The sequence below is a fragment of the Streptomyces sp. NPDC052107 genome (genome assembly GCF_040680215.1).
In the GTDB taxonomy this organism is placed as follows: domain Bacteria; phylum Actinomycetota; class Actinomycetes; order Streptomycetales; family Streptomycetaceae; genus Streptomyces.
The window spans coordinates 210,849-228,878 of the sequence record NZ_JBFAWG010000012.1 but is presented as its reverse complement, the minus strand read 5'-3'; the positions used below and the strand labels follow the sequence as shown (position 1 = coordinate 228,878).

Annotated in this window: 16 protein-coding genes and 1 pseudogene; 11 read left to right on the top strand and 6 right to left on the bottom strand. The window is 70.7% G+C overall.

What is annotated here, in order from left to right:
* Positions 1-105: 105 nt before the first annotated feature.
* Positions 106-153, top strand: a pseudogene (locus AB0M27_RS16880) (transcriptional regulator); the annotation flags it as partial.
* A 235-nt stretch (positions 154-388) separates the two neighbouring features.
* Positions 389-1,021 carry a uridine kinase gene (locus AB0M27_RS16875; protein WP_365722339.1) on the top strand — a complete coding sequence of 211 codons (633 nt, stop codon included), beginning with the start codon at positions 389-391 and terminating at the stop codon, positions 1,019-1,021.
* Between the two features lie 31 nt (positions 1,022-1,052).
* Here AB0M27_RS16875 and corA read toward each other — a convergent pair whose 3' ends face one another.
* Complete coding sequence (corA, locus tag AB0M27_RS16870) at positions 1,053-2,180, bottom strand: magnesium/cobalt transporter CorA (protein WP_365722337.1); 1,128 nt, start codon at positions 2,178-2,180, stop codon at positions 1,053-1,055.
* Positions 2,181-2,401: 221 nt separating this feature from the next.
* On the opposite strand from corA, the gene AB0M27_RS16865 reads away from it, so the two are divergent.
* Positions 2,402-3,196: a methyltransferase domain-containing protein gene (locus AB0M27_RS16865; RefSeq protein WP_365722335.1), complete on the top strand. Its 795-nt coding sequence runs from the start codon at positions 2,402-2,404 to the stop codon at positions 3,194-3,196.
* 149 nt (positions 3,197-3,345) lie between these two features.
* Here the strand turns inward: AB0M27_RS16865 and AB0M27_RS16860 are convergent, their stop codons facing one another.
* Together AB0M27_RS16860 and AB0M27_RS16855 are read right to left on the bottom strand one after the other, a co-directional pair.
* Positions 3,346-4,269, bottom strand: coding sequence for a PfkB family carbohydrate kinase (locus tag AB0M27_RS16860; protein WP_365722333.1), 924 nt, complete (start codon positions 4,267-4,269; stop codon positions 3,346-3,348).
* Positions 4,266-5,174 (bottom strand): pseudouridine-5'-phosphate glycosidase, encoded by a 909-nt coding sequence (locus tag AB0M27_RS16855; protein ID WP_365722331.1) that lies wholly within the window; start codon positions 5,172-5,174, stop codon positions 4,266-4,268. The genes AB0M27_RS16860 and AB0M27_RS16855 overlap by 4 nt, the downstream gene beginning before the upstream one ends.
* A gap of 113 nt (positions 5,175-5,287) precedes the next feature.
* Between AB0M27_RS16855 and AB0M27_RS16850 the strand changes: the two genes are divergently transcribed.
* Positions 5,288-5,719 carry a VOC family protein gene (locus tag AB0M27_RS16850; protein WP_365722329.1) on the top strand — a complete coding sequence of 144 codons (432 nt, stop codon included), beginning with the start codon at positions 5,288-5,290 and terminating at the stop codon, positions 5,717-5,719.
* A 56-nt stretch (positions 5,720-5,775) separates the two neighbouring features.
* Here AB0M27_RS16850 and AB0M27_RS16845 read toward each other — a convergent pair whose 3' ends face one another.
* Together AB0M27_RS16845 and AB0M27_RS16840 are read right to left on the bottom strand one after the other, a co-directional pair.
* Entirely contained in the window at positions 5,776-6,297 is a 522-nt protein-coding gene (locus AB0M27_RS16845) for a methylated-DNA--[protein]-cysteine S-methyltransferase (RefSeq protein WP_365722327.1), read from the bottom strand.
* A gap of 74 nt (positions 6,298-6,371) precedes the next feature.
* Complete coding sequence (locus AB0M27_RS16840) at positions 6,372-7,241, bottom strand: glycerophosphodiester phosphodiesterase family protein (RefSeq protein WP_365722325.1); 870 nt, start codon at positions 7,239-7,241, stop codon at positions 6,372-6,374.
* Positions 7,242-7,522: 281 nt separating this feature from the next.
* Between AB0M27_RS16840 and AB0M27_RS16835 the strand changes: the two genes are divergently transcribed.
* The 6 genes from AB0M27_RS16835 to AB0M27_RS16810 all read left to right on the top strand — a co-directional run bounded on the left by AB0M27_RS16835 (position 7,523) and on the right by AB0M27_RS16810 (position 15,986).
* Entirely contained in the window at positions 7,523-8,389 is an 867-nt protein-coding gene (locus AB0M27_RS16835; protein WP_365722322.1) for an MHYT domain-containing protein, read from the top strand.
* Positions 8,390-8,429: 40 nt separating this feature from the next.
* The gene (gene uvrB, locus AB0M27_RS16830) at positions 8,430-10,568 is read left to right on the top strand and encodes an excinuclease ABC subunit UvrB (protein ID WP_365722320.1); all 2,139 of its coding nucleotides are present in this window, start codon (positions 8,430-8,432) and stop codon (positions 10,566-10,568) included.
* A 156-nt stretch (positions 10,569-10,724) separates the two neighbouring features.
* Positions 10,725-11,303 (top strand): TerD family protein, encoded by a 579-nt coding sequence (locus AB0M27_RS16825; RefSeq protein ID WP_365722318.1) that lies wholly within the window; start codon positions 10,725-10,727, stop codon positions 11,301-11,303.
* Positions 11,304-11,365: 62 nt separating this feature from the next.
* Positions 11,366-13,489 carry a TerD family protein gene (locus AB0M27_RS16820; protein ID WP_365722316.1) on the top strand — a complete coding sequence of 708 codons (2,124 nt, stop codon included), beginning with the start codon at positions 11,366-11,368 and terminating at the stop codon, positions 13,487-13,489.
* Between the two features lie 222 nt (positions 13,490-13,711).
* Positions 13,712-14,713 (top strand): TerC/Alx family metal homeostasis membrane protein, encoded by a 1,002-nt coding sequence (locus AB0M27_RS16815; protein WP_365722314.1) that lies wholly within the window; start codon positions 13,712-13,714, stop codon positions 14,711-14,713.
* A gap of 172 nt (positions 14,714-14,885) precedes the next feature.
* Positions 14,886-15,986: an ionic transporter y4hA gene (locus AB0M27_RS16810; protein WP_365722311.1), complete on the top strand. Its 1,101-nt coding sequence runs from the start codon at positions 14,886-14,888 to the stop codon at positions 15,984-15,986.
* Between the two features lie 68 nt (positions 15,987-16,054).
* Here the strand turns inward: AB0M27_RS16810 and AB0M27_RS16805 are convergent, their stop codons facing one another.
* Positions 16,055-17,326 carry an MFS transporter gene (locus AB0M27_RS16805; RefSeq protein WP_365722357.1) on the bottom strand — a complete coding sequence of 424 codons (1,272 nt, stop codon included), beginning with the start codon at positions 17,324-17,326 and terminating at the stop codon, positions 16,055-16,057.
* A gap of 211 nt (positions 17,327-17,537) precedes the next feature.
* Between AB0M27_RS16805 and aroQ the strand changes: the two genes are divergently transcribed.
* Positions 17,538-18,011: a type II 3-dehydroquinate dehydratase gene (gene aroQ, locus AB0M27_RS16800; RefSeq protein ID WP_365722309.1), complete on the top strand. Its 474-nt coding sequence runs from the start codon at positions 17,538-17,540 to the stop codon at positions 18,009-18,011.
* Positions 18,012-18,030: the final 19 nt, after the last annotated feature.

Here is an 18,030-nt window from a genome sequence, read left to right as displayed (position 1 = left end):
GGACCACGACTCAACCTGTTCGACCGTCAGCGCATCAGCACACAGTCACATCAACGACACACGACGTTGATCGTCACCCAGATGCGGTTGCAGTACTAGCGCGCGATGGAGCGCGACGGCCTGATCACCCGTACCGCCTACGACGAGAACCCGTCCCGCGTCGAGTACGCCCTCACCCAGCTCGGCCCCACACTGCCCCCTCGACGCGGCCTCCGGGCAGCCCGTGCGCACCTGGAGCGAGACCCGTTTCCCGCCCCTGCTGGCGGCCCATCGAGCGTCCGAACACCGCAACTGACCCCGCCGCTCCGGCACCGGTCAGGCCCCCGGCCGGGCCCGTCCCCGGCAGGCACTGTCATCTCACCTTCCGGCACCCGGCATCATGGGCCCTGTGCGACTCGAAGCGATCACCTGGGACCGGCTCTCGGAGCTGCTGGCCGATCGGCTGGCCGCGCTGGAGCCGGCCGACGGGAGCGCCTGGCCGCGTGTCGGCTTCGACGGGGCCCCGGCCGCCCGGCCCGGCGACCTCGCCGAACGGGTCGGGGAGGCGCTGCGGGTGCGCGGCCGGCCCTCACTGGTGGTCGGCGCCGAGGGGTTCCTGCGCCCGGCCTCGCTGCGCCTGGAACACGGGCGGCGCGACGCGGAGTCGTACTACGGCGGCTGGTTCGACACCGGTGCCCTGTGGCGCGAGGTCTTCGGCCCGCTCGACCCCGGCGGCAGCGGGCGGGTCCTGCCCGACCTGTGGGATCCGGCCACCGACCGGGCCACCCGCAGCCCGTACGTCCAACTCCCGCCCGGCGGGGTCCTGTTGCTCCACGGCCCCCTCCTGCTGCGGCACTGGTTCCCCTTCGACCTGACCGTGCACCTCCTCCTCTCCCCGGGCGCCCTGCGCCGTCGTACCCCCGAGACCGAGCACTGGACGCTCCCCGCCTTCGAGCGCTACGAGGCCGAGACCGACCCCGCGGGCACGGCGGACGTCCTGGTACGCGCCGACGACCCGCGCCATCCCGCCTGGAGCGGCTGATCCGGGCGGCCCGGCAGCGCGCCCCCGCGGCTCAGAGCCAGCCGTTTCGCCTAAAGCCCCGGTACAGCACCAGACAGGCCGTCGCCATGACGGCCATGACCAGCGGATAGCCGAACCGCCAGTGCAGCTCCGGCATGTGATCGAAGTTCATGCCGTACACCCCGCACACCATCGTCGGCACGGCGATCACCGCGGCCCAGGCCGTGATCTTCCGCATGTCCTCGTTCTGTGCGACGGTCACCTGTGCGAGGTGGGCCTGCAGAATCGAGTTGAGCAGTTCGTCGAAGGCGGCGATCTGTTCCTTGGCCCGTATCAGGTGGTCGAGCACGTCTCGGAAGTAGGCCTGTATCTCCGGTGCGACGACCCGTATGGGCCGGGTGGCAAGGTCCTCCACCGGGCGGCCGAGCGGCACCACCGCCCGCTTGAGCTCCAGCAGTTCACGCTTCATCTGGTAGATGCGGCCGGGGTCCAGCCGTGCGTTGTTCTCCGAGAACACCTCGGTCTCGAGCAGGTCGATGTCGGCCTGCACCGCGTCCGTGACGTTCAGATAGTCGTCGACGACTTGGTCGGCGATCGCGTGCAGCACCGCCGCCGGCCCCTTGGCGAGCTGATACGGATGCGCCTCCAGCTCCTCGCGCAGCGGGCCCAGTGAACCATGCCGGCCGTGCCGCACCGTGATGACGAAGTCCTCACCGACGAACACCATGATCTCGCCGGTGTTGACCACCTCACTGGTCGCCGTCAGCTGTTCGTGCTCCACATAGCAGACCGTCTTGAACACCGCGAAGAGCGTGTCGCCGTAGTGCTCCAGCTTCGGACGCTGATGAGCCTCGACCGCGTCCTCCACCGCCAGGGGGTGCAGGTCGAACAGCTCGGCGATGCCCGCGAACTCACGGTCCGTAGGCTCGTGCAGTCCGAGCCAGACGAACCCCTCGCCCGTCTTGCGCACCATCCGCACGGCGTCCACCAGGTCCGTGCACTGCGGCACTCGCACGCCGTCCTGGTACGTCACACAGTTGACCACCGAGGAGCCCAGCGGTGACCGGGCGGGATGGCTCAGGTCCACGCGCGGCCGTCGCCGGGCCAGCCGCGCCACCTTGCGCAGGCCGCCGACCCTGCCCAGCCCCGTGACCTTCCGCAGATTCCCCGCCATGGACATCTGGATCTCCTTGCCTGGATCTCCTCACGCAACGCTTTCGCGCCTTGCCCGGCAAGTCTGCCAGCCAAGGGCAAAGCGCGGGTAAGCCTGTGGGAACGTGACGTTCCACTTGGTTCCCGGCTGTGGACGGAGCATCGATGCCGCGGCGGTCTCGGCCCGGGCCGTCCCCGGCCGGAGCGTCGGCCGGCCGGCCAGAGCCGGGTGACTGGGATGATCGTGGCATGACCTCATCCGACGGGTACCTCCTCGACAACCGGCAGAACGAGGCCGCGGAGCGCTTCGACGCCTTCGCCTCGCTCTTCGATCCCACGACTTTCCGGCACATCGAGGCGTTCGGCATCGGGCTCGGCTGGCGCTGCTGGGAAGTCGGCGCCGGCGGCACCTCCGTGGTGTCCTGGCTCGCCAGGAAGGTGGGCCCCACCGGACAGGTCGTCGCCACCGACATCGACACCTCGCGGCTCGCCGCCGCGGCCCGCCCACCGGTGGAGGTCCGCGTCCACGACGTGGGTGCCGAGGAACCGCCGGGTGAGGGCTTCGACCTGGTCCATGCCCGGCTCGTCCTCGTCCATGTGCCGGACCGGGAAAGGGCGTTGCGGTCCATGATCCAGGCCCTGCGGCCCGGCGGCAGACTGCTGATCGAGGATGCCGACCCCGCTCTCCAGCCCCTGATCTGCCCCGACGAGTCCGGCCCCGAGCAGCGGCTCGCCAACCGCCTGCGTCAGGGCTTCCGCAAGCTGCTCGCCGAACGTGGCGCCGATCTGTCGTACGGCCGCAAACTCCCGCGTCTGCTCCGCGAAGCCGGACTGAGCGGGGTGGAGGCCGATGCGTTCTTCCCGGTGACGTCACCGGCCTGCACCGCTCTCGAGGCCGCGACGGTCCGTCAGATCCGGGACCGGCTGGTCACCGCGGGGCTCGCCACCGACGAGGACATCGACCAGCACTTGGCCAACGTCGAGGCCGGGGGAATGGACCTGGCCACCGCGCCGATGATCTCGGCGTGGGGGAGGAAGGGCTAGGGGGAGGAAGGCCTGTGCCCGCGCCTCGGTACGGCGCGGATCCCAGCCGCCCCGGCCGGGTTCGACGCGGATCCCGGCCGCGGGGTATGCGGCGTATGCGGCGCGGGCCGGGCCTCCGCTGCCGGTATCCTCGTGGCGCCGGCCGGTGGCTAGCCGTCGCGCCCGGGACGCGGCGGTCTGGCACCCACCCGTTCAACCGCCTCCGCACCCGCCCGGCAGCCGCGTGCCGCCGCCTTCTCCGGGTCCGAGCCCGCGAGCAGCGCGGCGAGGAACGCACCGGTGAAGGCGTCACCGGCGCCCGTGGTGTCCCGAGGGACCGCCTCCACGGCCGGGACCCTGGTCGGTGCGCTGCCGGAACGGGCCACCAGCGCACCGTCCGCACCCGCCTTGGCGACCACCAGCGGGACGAGACGGCTCAACTTGGCCGCCGCGTCCGCCGGATCCGGCAGCCCCGTCAGCAGACATGCCTCGTCCCGGCTGGGCAGCAACACGTCCAGCCCCTCCGCGAAGGCCAGGAAGCGGTCCACCCCGAGCCGCACCAGGAAGCCGGCCGACGCCGGATCCAGGCTGACCGGCACACCCCGCGCGCGTGCCGCCGCGAGCGCCGTCCGTGCGAGCTCCCTGCTCGGCTCCGTGAACAGCAGATAGCCCGACAGGTGCAGCCGGCCGACGCCGTCGAGCAACGCGTCCGACCAGTCGGCGGGTTCGAGCCGCAAGGACGCTCCGCTGTCCGTGAGGAACGTACGCTCCGCCGCCGCACCCGCATCGACGAGACAGATCACCGTCCCGGTCGCCGCTGTCGGATCGACCACCAGCCGGGGCCGCACCCCGGCGGCGACCAGCTCACGCTCGTGCCACGCGGCCGCGTCCGCGCCCACCCGCCCGAGCAGCCGTACGTCCGCACAGCCCGTGTGCGCGGCCCAGCAGGCCACGTTCGCGCCCGCGCCGCCCGGCAGCGTGCGGATCGCCGCGGCGGTGTCGGTACCGGCCGCGAGCGGCCCCTGGTGCCGGGCGACCACATCCGTGACCACGTCCCCGACGACCAGCAGGGCCCCGCCCCGGCCCGTGGTCATCCCCTGGTCCACGCCGTGGCGATCCGCGCCGCCAGTCGTACGTTGCCGCGCACGGCCGCCAGATTGGAGCTCAGGGAGGCCCCGTCGGTGTGCCGGACCAGGTAGTCCAGCAGGAACGGGGTCACCGCCGGACCGGAGATGCCCTGGTCCGCGCAGGCGCGCAGGCCGTCGGCCAGCACGCGCGCGTGCAACTCGGGATCGAGCTGCTCCGCCTCGGGCACGGGCTGGGCGACGATCAGCGCCGACGGCGGCGCGTCGAGCGTGTCCTGGGCCCGCATGACGTCCGCGACCTGCTCCGGGGTGTCCAGCGTCCAGTCGACCGGATGCCCTGAGTCGGACAGATAGAAGCCCGGGAACCGGGCCGTGCCGTACCCGGCGACGGCCACGCCCAGCGTCTCCAGCCGCTGCAGGGTCGCCGGCACGTCCAGGATCGACTTCACGCCCGCGCAGACCACCGTGATCCGGGTGCGGGCCAGCAGACCCAGGTCGGCCGACTCGTCCTGGGTCACCGTCCATTCCCGGTGCACACCGCCCAGCCCGCCGGTGGCGAACACCCGAAGGCCCGCGAGCGCGGCCAGCTGTGCCGTCGCCGACACCGTGGTCGCCCCGCTGACACCGCCCGCCACGGCGAGCGGCAGATCGCGGTGGCCGAGTTTGCGGATGCCGTCCTCGTTCGCGACCCGCTCCAGTTGCTCCTTGTCCAGGCCGATACGGGGACGACCGTCGAGCACGGCGATGGTCGCCGGTACGGCGCCCTCCCGGCGCACCGCGTCCTCCAGCTCCAGCGCCACCTGCAGATTGCGCGGGCGGGGCAGACCGTGCGCGATGATCGTGGACTCCAGGGCCACCACCGGCCGCCGTGCGTCGATCGCTTCCCGGACCTCTTCCGACACCACCAGCACCACGCACCGCCTCCTGTCCGTCGGCCTTTCCTCATCTCTGGCGGGCTCCGGCCGCCGTTAAACGCCTACGGCCTGTCGCCCTTGCGGACCGCGCGGGACGCCACCAGCCTGGGCGCATGACCAGGAACAGCACGCGTCTCGACCATGTCGTCCTGTGGGTGGCCGATCCCGTGGCCGCGGCCGGCTTCTACCAGGAGGCCGTCGGTCTCGAACCGATCAAGGTCGCCGAGTTCGCCGAGGGAAAGGTGGCCTTCCCCTCTGTACGCGTCAACGAGGAGACCATCCTCGACCTCGCCCCGCTCACCATGGCCGCACGCATGCAGATGCTGCCCGGTGCGGCCGAGAGCGCCGGCCACCCCGTCAACCACATCTGCCTGTCCCTGCCGGCCGACGCCTTCGACGCCCTCCGCGCCCGCCTGCAGGAACACGGCGTCGCCCTGTCGGGCATCGACCACGACCTGTCCGGCGCCCGCGGCAACGCCACGCGCAGCTTCTACTTCCGCGACCCCGACGCCAACGTCTTCGAGGCCCGGCACTACGACGAGTAGCCGGGACCGGTCGGACACCGATGGCCGGGACCGGTCAGGGACGAACAGCAGGGCGGTCAGAACAGCGGCTCGGGCAGCACTCCCTCCAGGGCGAGCAGCTGCCGCTTGGTCTCCAGTCCGCCTCCGAAGCCGCCGATCCCGCCGTCGCTCTCCACCACCCGGTGACAGGGCACGACCACGGGCAGTGGATTGGCACCCATGGCCGCGCCGACCGCCTGCGCGCCGTCCGGCTGCCCGACCCGTCCGGCGAGATCGCCGTACCCCACCACCGTGCCGTACGGCACACCGGTCGCCAGCTCGCGCAGCACCTGCCGGTTGAAGCCCGAGATCAGCGACCAGTCCAGCGACAGGTCGAAGTCGTGCCGCTCGCCCGCGAAGTAGGCCCGCAGCTGGCGTATGGCCTCCGCCAGCAGCGGCGAGTCGGGATCCTCCACGGGAGCCGCGCCCAGCCGGGCCGCGAGCCGCTCCAGGGCGCGGTCGCACACCGCGTCCGTGGCGTGGAAGACGACGTTGACCAGGCCGTCACGCGTGGCCGCCAGCATCAGCGGCCCGATGTCCGTGCCCACCACGGCCCACACGACCTGCTACTCATCCTGCCCATGGCTGTCCATGCGCCCACGGTACGGCCCGCCACTGACAATGCCCGCCGCACTCAGTCCGAGGCGAGCGCCGCCCGCACAACGTCGGGCCTGTTGGTGATGATCCCGTCCACGTCGTAGCCCGCGATCTTGCGCGCGGTCGCCGCGTCGTTCACCGTCCAGGCGAACATCTCGAGCGGCCTGCCGTGCGGCCCGTCGAAGGCGTGCACAGCCGCGACGTACGCCTTGGAGAGCGAGCCGTACGACGGGTTGACGAGATCGGTGAAGCCCGCGTACTGGTGCAGCTGCGCCACGGTGGGCGAGCCGAGATAGCCGGTGGTGATCGCGGGCTTCAGCTCGTGCACGGTCCGGATGCTGTCGGCACTGAAGCTCTGCACGATCAGCCGGTCCAGGTGCTTGTGGTCCAGCCAGCCCTCGTTCCCGAGGAGCTTCAGGGTCTGCTGCTCGATGCCCGGATACAGCTCCGGGTTCTTGATCTCCAGGAGCAGCTTCTCGTGGTTGTGCTCGACCCGGCGCATGTACTGTTCCAGCGTCGGCACGCGCGTGCCCGCGTAGGCGGGGGAGTACCAGCTGCCCGCGTCCAGCCGGGCGATCTCGGCCGCGGTGAAGTCCTTCACCTTCCACGGCGCCCGGTCTGGGTAGACCCGCTCGACGTTCGTGGTGCGCTGCAGGCTGTCGTCGTGGATGACGACCAGCTCGCCGTCCTTGGTGCGCTGGACGTCGTTCTCGACCCAGGAGAAGCCCAGCTGCGCTGCCTTGTCGATCGAGGCCAGCGTGTTCTCGGGAGCGTAGGCGGAGGCACCCCGGTGGGCGACCACCGTGGGCTCGCCGACGCCGCCGGCCCGGGCGTCGGAGCCGGGGCTCAGCAGTGCCGCCGTCCCCAGGACCGCGGCCACCGTGGCGGCAACTACGCGCGCGTGCATGCAGACTCCTCGCGTATAGCGAACACGGACAGCAACCAGGGTGCCAGCAGACGGTCAACAGGACCCGAGCGCACGATGCCCACAGACGGAATGGATATGTCCCAAGTCCGCGCACCGGTGCCGCACAACTGCGGCAAGGCCGTGTTTCTTTGCCGGAAAATCGTTCGACCATTCCGGTGGGGGTCATACTCTCTGCGACAACCCTGACCGCCGCGGCGGTCCTGGGCCGGGGGAACATTTCAAGGATTCCGGGACGCAACAGGGCGGAAGGGCAGCCGCGGATGCAAGGCACGGTCGACGGATTCAGCTACGGGGCCGTCACTCCATTGGTGGCCTATCTGATGGCCTGCCTCGGCGGCGCCCTCGGCCTGCGTTGCACCACCCGGTCCCTGCTGGTCACGCACTCGCGCCGGCCCGCCTGGCTGGCCCTCGGCTCGGCCGCGATCGGCTCCGGCATCTGGACCATGCACTTCGTCGCCATGATGGGCTTCGCGATCAAGGAGACGCCGGTCCACTACGACAAGCCGATCACCTACGCCAGCCTCGGCCTCGCCATCGTGATGGTCGGTCTCGGGATCTTCATCGTCGGCTACCGGGGCGCCACCGGCACCGCGTTGTTCACCGGTGGCACGATCACCGGTCTGGGCGTCGCCTCGATGCACTACCTCGGCATGGCCGGCGTGCACTTCCACGGGCGGTTCACCTACAACACGCTCACCGTCGCCGCCTCCGTCGTCATAGCGGTCGTGGCCGCCACCGCCGCGCTGTGGGCCGCCGGACGCGTCCGGGGCTTCATGTGGAGCGTGGGGGCGAGCCTCGTCATGGGGCTCGCGGTGAGCGGCATGCACTACACGGGCATGGCCGCCCTCGGCGTCCACCTCGACGGCACCTCACACACCGGCGGAGGCGCGCCGGAGGCGTCCGTGCTCGCGCCCATGCTGATCGGCCCGCTCGCCTTCCTGCTCCTCGCGGGCGTCCTGGTGATCTTCGACCCGCTGATGATCACGGGTCGGCCCGTCCCCAGGCCCGTCGAGCACAAACCGGGTGTCCCCGCCTCCGCCGTCGCCTCCCACCCTCACCGGAGTCCCGCCCTCCACGAGGGGCACCGGCCCGAGCACCCCGTCTCCCGGACCCCGCAGAACCGCTGATCCGGACCCGTTGTCAGTGCGGGGTCGTACGGTGGATGACATGCGGCCCGTTTCCCAGATCGAACGCACGGTGGCGCCCTTCGAGGTCGTCAGCCCCTACCAGCCCAGCGGCGACCAGCCGACGGCCATCGCCGACCTCGCCAAGCGCATCCAGGCCGGTGAGAGGGACGTCGTCCTGCTGGGCGCGACCGGCACCGGCAAGTCCGCCACCACGGCGTGGATGATCGAGAAGCTCCAGCGCCCCACCCTCGTGATGGCGCCGAACAAGACGCTGGCCGCCCAGCTGGCCAACGAGTTCCGCGAGCTCCTGCCGAACAACGCGGTCGAGTACTTCGTCTCGTACTACGACTACTACCAGCCCGAGGCCTACGTCCCGCAGTCGGACACCTACATCGAGAAGGACTCCTCCATCAACGAGGAGGTCGAGCGGCTGCGCCACTCGGCGACGAACTCGCTGCTCACCCGCCGTGACGTCATCGTGGTCGCCTCGGTGTCCTGCATCTACGGCCTCGGTACTCCGCAGGAGTACGTGGACCGGATGGTCCCCCTGAAGGTCGGCGACGAGATCGACCGGGACGAGCTGCTGCGCCGCTTCGTCGACATCCAGTACACGCGCAACGACATGGCCTTCACCCGCGGCACCTTCCGGGTCCGCGGCGACACCATCGAGATCTTCCCGGTCTACGAGGAGCTGGCCGTCCGCATCGAGATGTTCGGCGACGAGATCGAGGCACTGTCCACGCTGCACCCGCTCACCGGCGAGATCATCAGCGACGACCAGCAGCTGTACGTCTTCCCCGCCTCCCACTACGTCGCCGGCCCCGAGCGCATGGAGCGGGCTGTCATCGACATCGAGAAGGAGCTGGGGGAGCGCCTGGCCGAGCTGGAGAAGCAGGGCAAGCTCCTGGAGGCCCAGCGCCTGCGGATGCGCACCACGTACGACATCGAGATGCTCCGCCAGATCGGCACCTGCTCCGGCGTGGAGAACTACTCGATGCACTTCGACGGCCGCTTGCCCGGCTCCCCGCCCAACACCCTGCTCGACTACTTCCCGGACGACTTCCTGCTCGTCATCGACGAGTCGCACAACACCGTCCCGCAGATCGGCGCGATGTACGAGGGCGACGCCTCCCGCAAGCGCACCCTGGTCGAGCACGGCTTCCGGCTGCCGTCCGCCCTGGACAACCGCCCGCTGAAGTGGGAGGAATTCCAGGAGCGGATCGGCCAGACCGTCTATCTGTCGGCGACCCCGGGCAAGTACGAGCTCTCCCGCGGAGACGGCGTCGTCGAGCAAATCATCCGCCCCACCGGCCTCGTCGACCCCGAGGTCGTCGTCAAGCCCACCGAGGGCCAGATCGACGACCTGGTGCACGAGATCCGCAAGCGCACCGAGAAGGACGAGCGCGTCCTTGTCACCACGCTCACCAAGAAGATGGCCGAGGACCTCACCGACTACTTCCTGGAGCTCGGCATCCAGGTGCGCTACCTGCACAGCGACGTCGACACCCTGCGCCGCGTCGAGCTGCTGCGCGAGCTGCGCTCCGGTGAGTACGACGTCCTGGTCGGCATCAACCTGCTGCGCGAGGGTCTCGACCTGCCCGAGGTGTCCCTGGTGGCGATCCTGGACGCCGACAAGGAAGGCTTCCTGCGCTCGGGCACCTCGCTGATCCAGACCATCGGCCGCGCGGCGCGCAACGTCTCCGGCCAGGTCCACATGTACGCCGACAAGATCACCCCGGCGATGGAGAAGGCCATCGAGGAGACCAACCGCCGCCGGGAGAAGCAGGTCGCCTACAACAAGGCCAACGGCATCGACCCGCAGCCGCTGCGCAAGAAGATCAACGACATCGTCGCGCAGATCGCCCGCGAGGAGGTCGACACCGAGCAGCTGCTCGGCTCCGGCTACCGCAAGTCCAAGGACGGCAAGGGCGCCAAGGCACCCGTCCCGGCGCTGGGGGACAAGGCGGCCAAGACCGCGAAGGCCGGCAAGGGCAAGGCGGCGGCCACGGTTCCCACGGACCGCCCGGCGGCCGAACTCGCCGAGCAGATCGAGGAGATGACCGAGCGCATGCGCGCCGCCGCCGCGGAGCTGCAGTTCGAGATCGCGGCCCGGCTGCGTGACGAGGTCTCGGAGATGAAGAAGGAACTGCGCCAGATGCGGGAGGCCGGTCTCGCCTGAGCCCCGCCACCCTGCCGGACCTCGGTATATGGGCCAAGTGTTGCAACACCGACACAAAGCGCGGGCCGGGGTTCGGCACTGTCGGTGCCCCTGCGTAGGGTTCTGGACAACCGCGCACTGTGCGGCAACAGGGGACCTTCGAGAGGGGATTCAGCGGTGTCCGTCAACTTGAGCAAGGGTCAGGCCATCAGCCTGGAGAAGAAGGACGGGGGCACCCTCACCGCGGTCCGTATGGGGCTCGGCTGGCAGGCGGCGAAGCGGCGCGGTCTGTTCGGGTCCCGCACGCGCGAGATCGACCTGGACGCGTCGGCCGTCCTCTTCGCCGAGAGCCAGCCGGTCGATGTCGTCTTCTTCCGCCACCTGGTGAGCGACGACGGTTCGGTCCGCCACACCGGCGACAACCTCATCGGCGGCGCCGGACAGGGCGGTGACGACGAGGCGATCCTCGTGGACCTGCAGCGCGTTCCGGTCCACATCGACCAGATCATCTTCACCGTGAACTCCTTCACGGGGCAGACCTTCCAGGAGGTGCAGAACGCGTTCTGCCGTCTCGTGGACGAGACCAACGGCCAGGAACTGGCCCGCTACACGCTGGACGGCGGCGGCGACTACACCGCCCAGATCATGGCGAAGGTGCACCGCGTGGGCTCCGGCTGGACGATGACCGCCCTGGGCGCCGCGGCCTACGGCCGTACGTTCCAAGACCTGATGCCGGAGATCCAGAAGCACCTGTAGGACCACCCGCTCGACCGGCGGAGCGCAGGACAGGACGACAACGACACAGGGGGGCGACGGCGATGACGGCCGAGCTGGTGCGGGGGCAGAACCACCCGCTGTCCCAGGTCCGGCTGGCGATCCGGATCTCGGCCGGGGCGCCGGTCCTGGCCGGAGCCACACTCGGCGACGAGAACGGCACGGTCCACGGCGCCCAGTGGGTGGCCCACCCCGGCGCCCCCACCCTGCCCGGTGTCGAGGTGCCCCGGCGCGCCGCCACTGGACACCGGCTCGCCGTCGACCTGGGCGCCCTTCCCGAGGCCGTCCACCGCGTCAGCGTCTTCCTCGCCCTGCCCACCGAGGCCGGGGCACCGCTCCGGTTCGGTGCCGTCGCCGCCCCGCATATGACGGTCGAGGGCCTCGACGGCACCGAACTCGCCTGCTACACCCTCACCGGGCTGGACAGCGAGACGGCCGTGCTCGCTCTGGAGCTGTACCGCAGACAGGGCGCGTGGAAGGTGCGTGCGGTGGGCCAGGGTTACGCGGCCGGGCTCACCGCGCTCCTCGCCGACCAGGGCCTGCGCGAGGCCGCCGCTGTCGCGGCCGCCGCTCGTGCGGAGACGGCCCCCGGCGAGGCGGCGGCCCCTGGCGGGGTTGCCGCCCCGGGCGATGCGGCCGCCCACGGCCCGTCCCGTACGCTGCCGACACCGACCTCCACACCGTCAGGGCACGGGACTTCGGCCCGCTCGCCGCAGGACACCTCTACGGCCCTGCCGCACGACACGTCCGCCTCCGCCGCGCGCGTCACGCCGGCTGCCGGGCCGTACGACACCGACGCACCCGAGCCCCAGAACACCCCCGCGTCCGGGACGGCCCGGCCGACGCCCTCCTACGCTCCGCAGCAGCCGGAGCAGGAGCGGGATCCGGCACCGCCGAACGACGCGCGGAACCCGTACGACACCGAGGCATCCGGCGGCACAGCCTCGCGAGACCCCGGCACCCGGGTCGACTACACACACCCGGGCCGTCGCCCGCACGACACACCGCCACCGGTGGCTCCGGCCGCCGACGACCGGCCCGCGCAGCCCGTCGCGGGCGACGCCGTGGGCTGGTCGATGGAGGAGCGGCTGTACAACCAGGTCTGGGGCATGTTCGAGGACCTGGCCCGTACGACCGCCGCGTACCGCAGTGCCGTCGGCTTCGCCGACTCCCGCCTGGAGAAGGAGCTCGACCAGGCCCTCACCGACCCCCGCGGCCGGCTCGGCACCGCGGGCGACGCCGCGCGCGAGGCGGCCCACGTCCGCCGGACGCAGTTGGTGGACCAGGCGCGCGCCGTCCTCGACCGTGACCTCGGCCAGCTCACCGCCGAGTCGGAGGTGGTCGAGCCCGCGCTTCCGCCGGCCTACGCCCGCTGGGACAACCCCGTCTGGCACGGCTACCGTGTGCCCGCTGAGCCGCCGATGGCCCTGCGCCTCGGCGACCTTCATCTGCCCGAGAGCGGGTTGCTGCGCATTCCTTTGCTGGTCAGGCTGCCGCTGGAACGGGGCCTGTGGCTCGACAGCGGCCCGGCGGCGGCATCCGACGGTTTTCCGGACTCCACCGAGCTGCGGCACCTGGCCATGGAGGCGGCGGTGGTGCTCGCAGCGCGGCTGCTCGCCGTGCATCCGGCGGGGGACTTCGCCGTGCGGATCATCGACCCGGCCGGCACCGGGGCCACGGCGTTCGCCCCGCTCACGCGGACCGGCGTGCTCGCCTCGCCTCCCGCCACCGGCGCGGCCGGGGTGACGGAGATGCTGGAGCGGCTCACCCGGCGAGTCGACCTGGTGCAGATGGCGGTGCGCGGCGGCGCGCCCGAATCGCTGCCGGCCGATGTCGACACCGCGCGTCAGCTGCTGATCGTCAACGACTTCCCGCACGGTTTCGACGACCGTGCGGTGAACCGGCTGCGCTATCTCGCCGACGAGGGGCCCGACGTCGGTGTGCACCTCCTGCTGGTGGCGGACCGCGAGGACGCCGCCGCCTACGGCCCCCTGCTCGATCCGCTGTGGCGTTCGCTGATGCGACTCACCCCGGTGCCCGACGATCACTTCGCCGACCCCTGGGTGGGGCACGCCTGGACCTACGAACCGTCGCTGGTGCCGGCCGGGAGCCAGGTCGTGCACCAGGTGCTCACCGAGGTGTCCAAGGCCCTGACCAAGCGCAAGTAAAGGCAGTTGACCAGGTGCTTTGGTCTTTATTTTACTTTTTACTTTACCTTTCCTTGGTGATTGGGGTACTGTCTTCCGTACGGAGGGGAGTACTCCCTGACTGCGGCGCACCCGTCAGTACGGACCGGTTCCGGTCCCGGGGCGTCGGCCCGACGCGGGTGGAAGAGACCTCCGGCAGCGACGACGCTGGCGTGTTTGCCGTTACGTAATGCCGGAGGTGCAGTGGAAGTCTCCATGACCCTGTGGGTCCTGACCATCGTGGGCCTTGCCGCCCTGATCGCGGTCGATTTCTTCATCGGGCGCAAGCCCCATACGGTGTCGATCAAGGAAGCCGGTATCTGGACCGGCGTCTGGATCGCCCTGGCCGGGCTGTTCGGTCTCGGCCTTCTCGTGTTCGGTGGTGGACAGCCGGCCGGCGAGTTCTTCGCGGGATTCATCACCGAGAAGTCGCTGAGTGTCGACAACCTCTTCGTCTTCGTCCTGATCATGGCGAAGTTCGCGGTGCCCGCGCAGTACCAGCAGCGTGTTCTGCTCGTCGGCGTGCTCATAGCGCTGGTCCTGCGGGCCGTCTTCATCGCCGCGGGAGCCGCGATCATCGCCAGCTTCTCCTGGGTCTTCTTCCTCTTCGGCGCCTTCCTGATCTGGACCGCCTGGAAGCTCGTCCAGGAGGCCCGCGCGGACGAGGAGGACGAGGAGTACGAAGAGAACAAGCTGCTGAAGGCCGCGGAGCGCAAGTTCGGTGTGGCCGACCGGTACCACGGCACCAAGCTGTGGATACGGCAGAACGGCAAGCGGGTCATGACCCCGATGCTGGTCGTGATGCTCGCCATCGGCACCACGGACGTCCTGTTCGCCCTGGACTCCATCCCCGCGATCTTCGGTCTGACCCAGGACCCGTACATCGTCTTCACCGCCAACGCCTTCGCCCTCATGGGTCTGCGACAGCTGTACTTCCTCATCGGCGGCCTGCTGAAGAAGCTGGTCCACCTCTCGTACGGCCTGTCGGTCATCCTCGGCTTCATCGGCGTCAAGCTGGTGCTGCACGCCCTGCACGAGTCCGGCGTCCACGTCCCCGAGATCAGCATCCCGGTCTCGCTCGGCGTGATCTGCGCGGTCCTGGTCGTCACGACCATCACCAGCCTGATGGCCACCAGGAAGCAGGCCGCCGTCGAGGCGGCGCACACGGGCGGCGAAGCCGCTGCCAAGGACAGCGTCGACGCCTGACCAGGCCTGCGGCAGGTGCGGCCCAGGCGGGAGCGGGACTGCGCGAAGCAGACACCCGCTCCCGCCGGTGCCGGGCCCCGCGGCGGAAAGGACGAGAGGTATCGGAAAGGAGACAAGAAGTATCCGAAAAGAGCGGAATGCGAACTCTGTACGTCTCTGCGACCATCGCCGCATGATCACTCGGCTCAGGGCGCTCACCCGGCAGTGGACAACCCTCGTGCCCGCCTTCGCGGTCGTCCTCCTGGTCTTCACCTGGGGCCGCAACCTGCCCGGCGCGGCCGTCGCCCTGGTGACCCTGGTGCTCGCCGGCTCCGTCCTGGCGGCCGTCCACCACGCCGAGGTCATCGCCCACCGCGTCGGCGAGCCCTTCGGCTCCCTGGTGCTCGCCGTCGCCGTCACGATCATCGAGGTGGCCCTGATCGTCACCCTCATGGCGGACGGCGGCGACAAGAGTTCCACCCTGGCCAGGGACACCGTCTTCGCCGCGGTGATGATCACCTGCAACGGCATCGTCGGGCTCTGTCTGCTCGTCGCCTCGCTGCGGCACGGCACCGCGGTCTTCAACCCCGAAGGCACCGGCGCGGCCCTGGCGACCGTGGCGACGCTCGCCACGCTCAGCCTGGTGCTGCCGACCTTCACCACCAGCAAGCCGGGACCCGAGTTCTCCTCGGTGCAGCTGACCTTCGCCGCGCTGTCCTCGCTGATCCTGTACGGACTGTTCGTGGCCACCCAGACCGTGCGCCACCGCGACTACTTCCTGCCGATCACCCGGCAGGGCGAGGTCATCACCGCCGATGACCACGCCCGGCCCCCGTCCGCGCGGACCGCCTGGAACAGCCTCGGCCTGCTCGCCCTCGCCCTGATCGGCGTGGTCGGCCTGGCCAAGGGCGTGTCGCCCACCATCGAGTCAGGCGTGGCGGCGGCCGGACTGCACCAGGCCGTCGTCGGTGTGATCATCGCCCTGCTCGTGCTGTTGCCGGAGACGATCGCCGCGCTGCGCGCCGCACGCCGCGACCGGGTGCAGACCAGCCTCAACCTCGCACTCGGCTCGGCCATGGCCAGCATCGGCCTGACCATCCCGGCCGTCGCCCTCGCCTCCATCTGGCTGTCCGGACCACTCGTCCTCGGCCTCGGTTCGACGCACATGCTGCTGCTCGCACTGACCATCGTGGTCAGCTCCCTGACAGTGGTGCCGGGACGGGCCACGCCCCTGCAGGGTGGTGTCCACCTGGTGCTCTTCGCGGCCTACCTGGAGCTGGCCATCAGCCCTTAGCGCGCCCACCCGTCGGTCCCTCTACAGGAGACCTGTAGCCCGTCGTCGTAGTCCCGGGCCCCGGCCGATCAGCCCGTCGCCGGCTCCACCGCCGGCACGGGCACCGGCCGCGTCTCCGGAAGCAGCGCGAAGCACACCAGGCTGATCAGCCCGATGCCCGTCAGATACACGCCCACGGCCCAGGGCACACGCCCGCTCTGTTCCGCGAGCGCCGTGGCCACGATCGGGGTGAGCGCGCCGCCGAGGACCCCGCCGAGGTTGTAGCCCACCGCGGCGCCGGTGCAGCGCACCCGCGCCTCGTACAGTTCCGGCAGGTAGGCGGCGATGACCGCGAACATGGTGACAAAGGCGATCAGAGCGCCCAGGATGCCCAGGAACATCAACAGCGGCTGGCCGGTGGCCAGCAGTGCCACCATCGGGAGCATCCACACCACGCAGGCCGCGCACCCCGTCAGACACATCGGGCGCCGCCCATAGCGGTCGCCGAGCAGCGCCACCAAGGGCGTGAGGGCCCCTTTCACGACCACCGCGGCCATGACACAAGTCAGCATCACCGTCCGGCTCACCCCGAGCCGCTCCGTCGCATACGCCAGCGACCAGGTCGTCACCGCGTAGAACACCGCGTACCCGATGGCCAGCGCGCCGGCCGTCAGCAGCACCAGCCGCCCGTGATGCCGTACGACCTCGACGAGCGGCACGCGCGCGTGGTCGTCGATTTCCAGGAACCGGGGGCTCTCGGCGAGCGACGAGCGCAACCACAGCCCGGCGAGCGCCGGCGCGCCGGCGACCCAGAACGGCACGCGCCATCCCCACTGCGCGAACTCCGCGTCGGGCAGGGCCGTCGACAGCGCGAGCATCACCCCGTTGGCGAGCACGAAGCCGACCGCAGGCCCTACTTGAGGGAAGCTCGACCACAGGGCGCGTCGCGCGGCCGGCGCGTGCTCGGCGGTCAGCAGCACGGCTCCGCCCCACTCTCCGCCGAGCCCGAGACCCTGCAGGAAGCGCAGCACGAGCAGCAACAGGGGCGCGGCGACGCCGATCGTCCCGTACGACGGCACGCAGCCCACCGCGACGCTCGAGGCGCCCGTGAGCAGCAGAGAGGCGACGAGCACCGGCCGCCGCCCGTGCCGGTCGCCGAGATGCCCGAACACCACCGAGCCCAGCGGCCGGGCCACGAACCCCACCCCGAACGTCACGAACGCCGCCAGCGTCCCCGCGACCGGCGAGAACGTCGGGAAGAACAGCGGCCCCAGGACCAGGGCCGCCGCGGTTCCGTAGACGAAGAAGTCGTAGAACTCGATCGCGGTCCCCGCCAGGGACGCGGCGGCGATTCTCGGCATCGAAGGGGCGCTCACGGCACATACAGGCTGCATGCCGCGTCAACCACCCACCGTGATCAACAGTTACGGGCGCGCGGAGGCGATCGGGCGACCGTGGCGTGCGCCGCCGAGGCCTCCGGCGCACGCGGCCCGCCATGCGCTCCGGCCACCGTGATAGACCGGGTGCGAGCGGCGGTCGTCGACGTACCGCCCCGAACGGACCGGAGGAAACGTGCCCCGCACCCTGGCCAACGCCCCGATCATGATCCTCAACGGGCCCAACCTGAACCTGCTCGGCCAGCGCCAGCCCGAGATCTACGGCAGGGACACCCTGGCCGACATCGAGGCGATGTGCGCCAAGGCCGCGGCCGCGCACGGCGGCACCGTGGACTTCCGGCAGTCCAACCACGAGGGTCAGCTGGTCGACTGGATCCACGAGGCGCGCCTGAACCACTGCGGGATCGTCATCAACCCCGGCGCCTACTCCCACACGTCAGTCGCGATTCTGGACGCACTGAACACCTGCGACGGGATGCCCGTGCTGGAGGTGCACATCTCGAACATCCACCAGCGCGAGTCGTTCCGGCATCACTCCTATGTCTCGCTTCGCGCCGACGGCGTGATCGCCGGATGCGGGGTGCAGGGCTACGTCTTCGGTGTGGAGCGGGTTGCCGCCCTGGTGGGCGCGGCCCAGGCCGAGGCCTAGGCCATGACGTAGTCCGGGG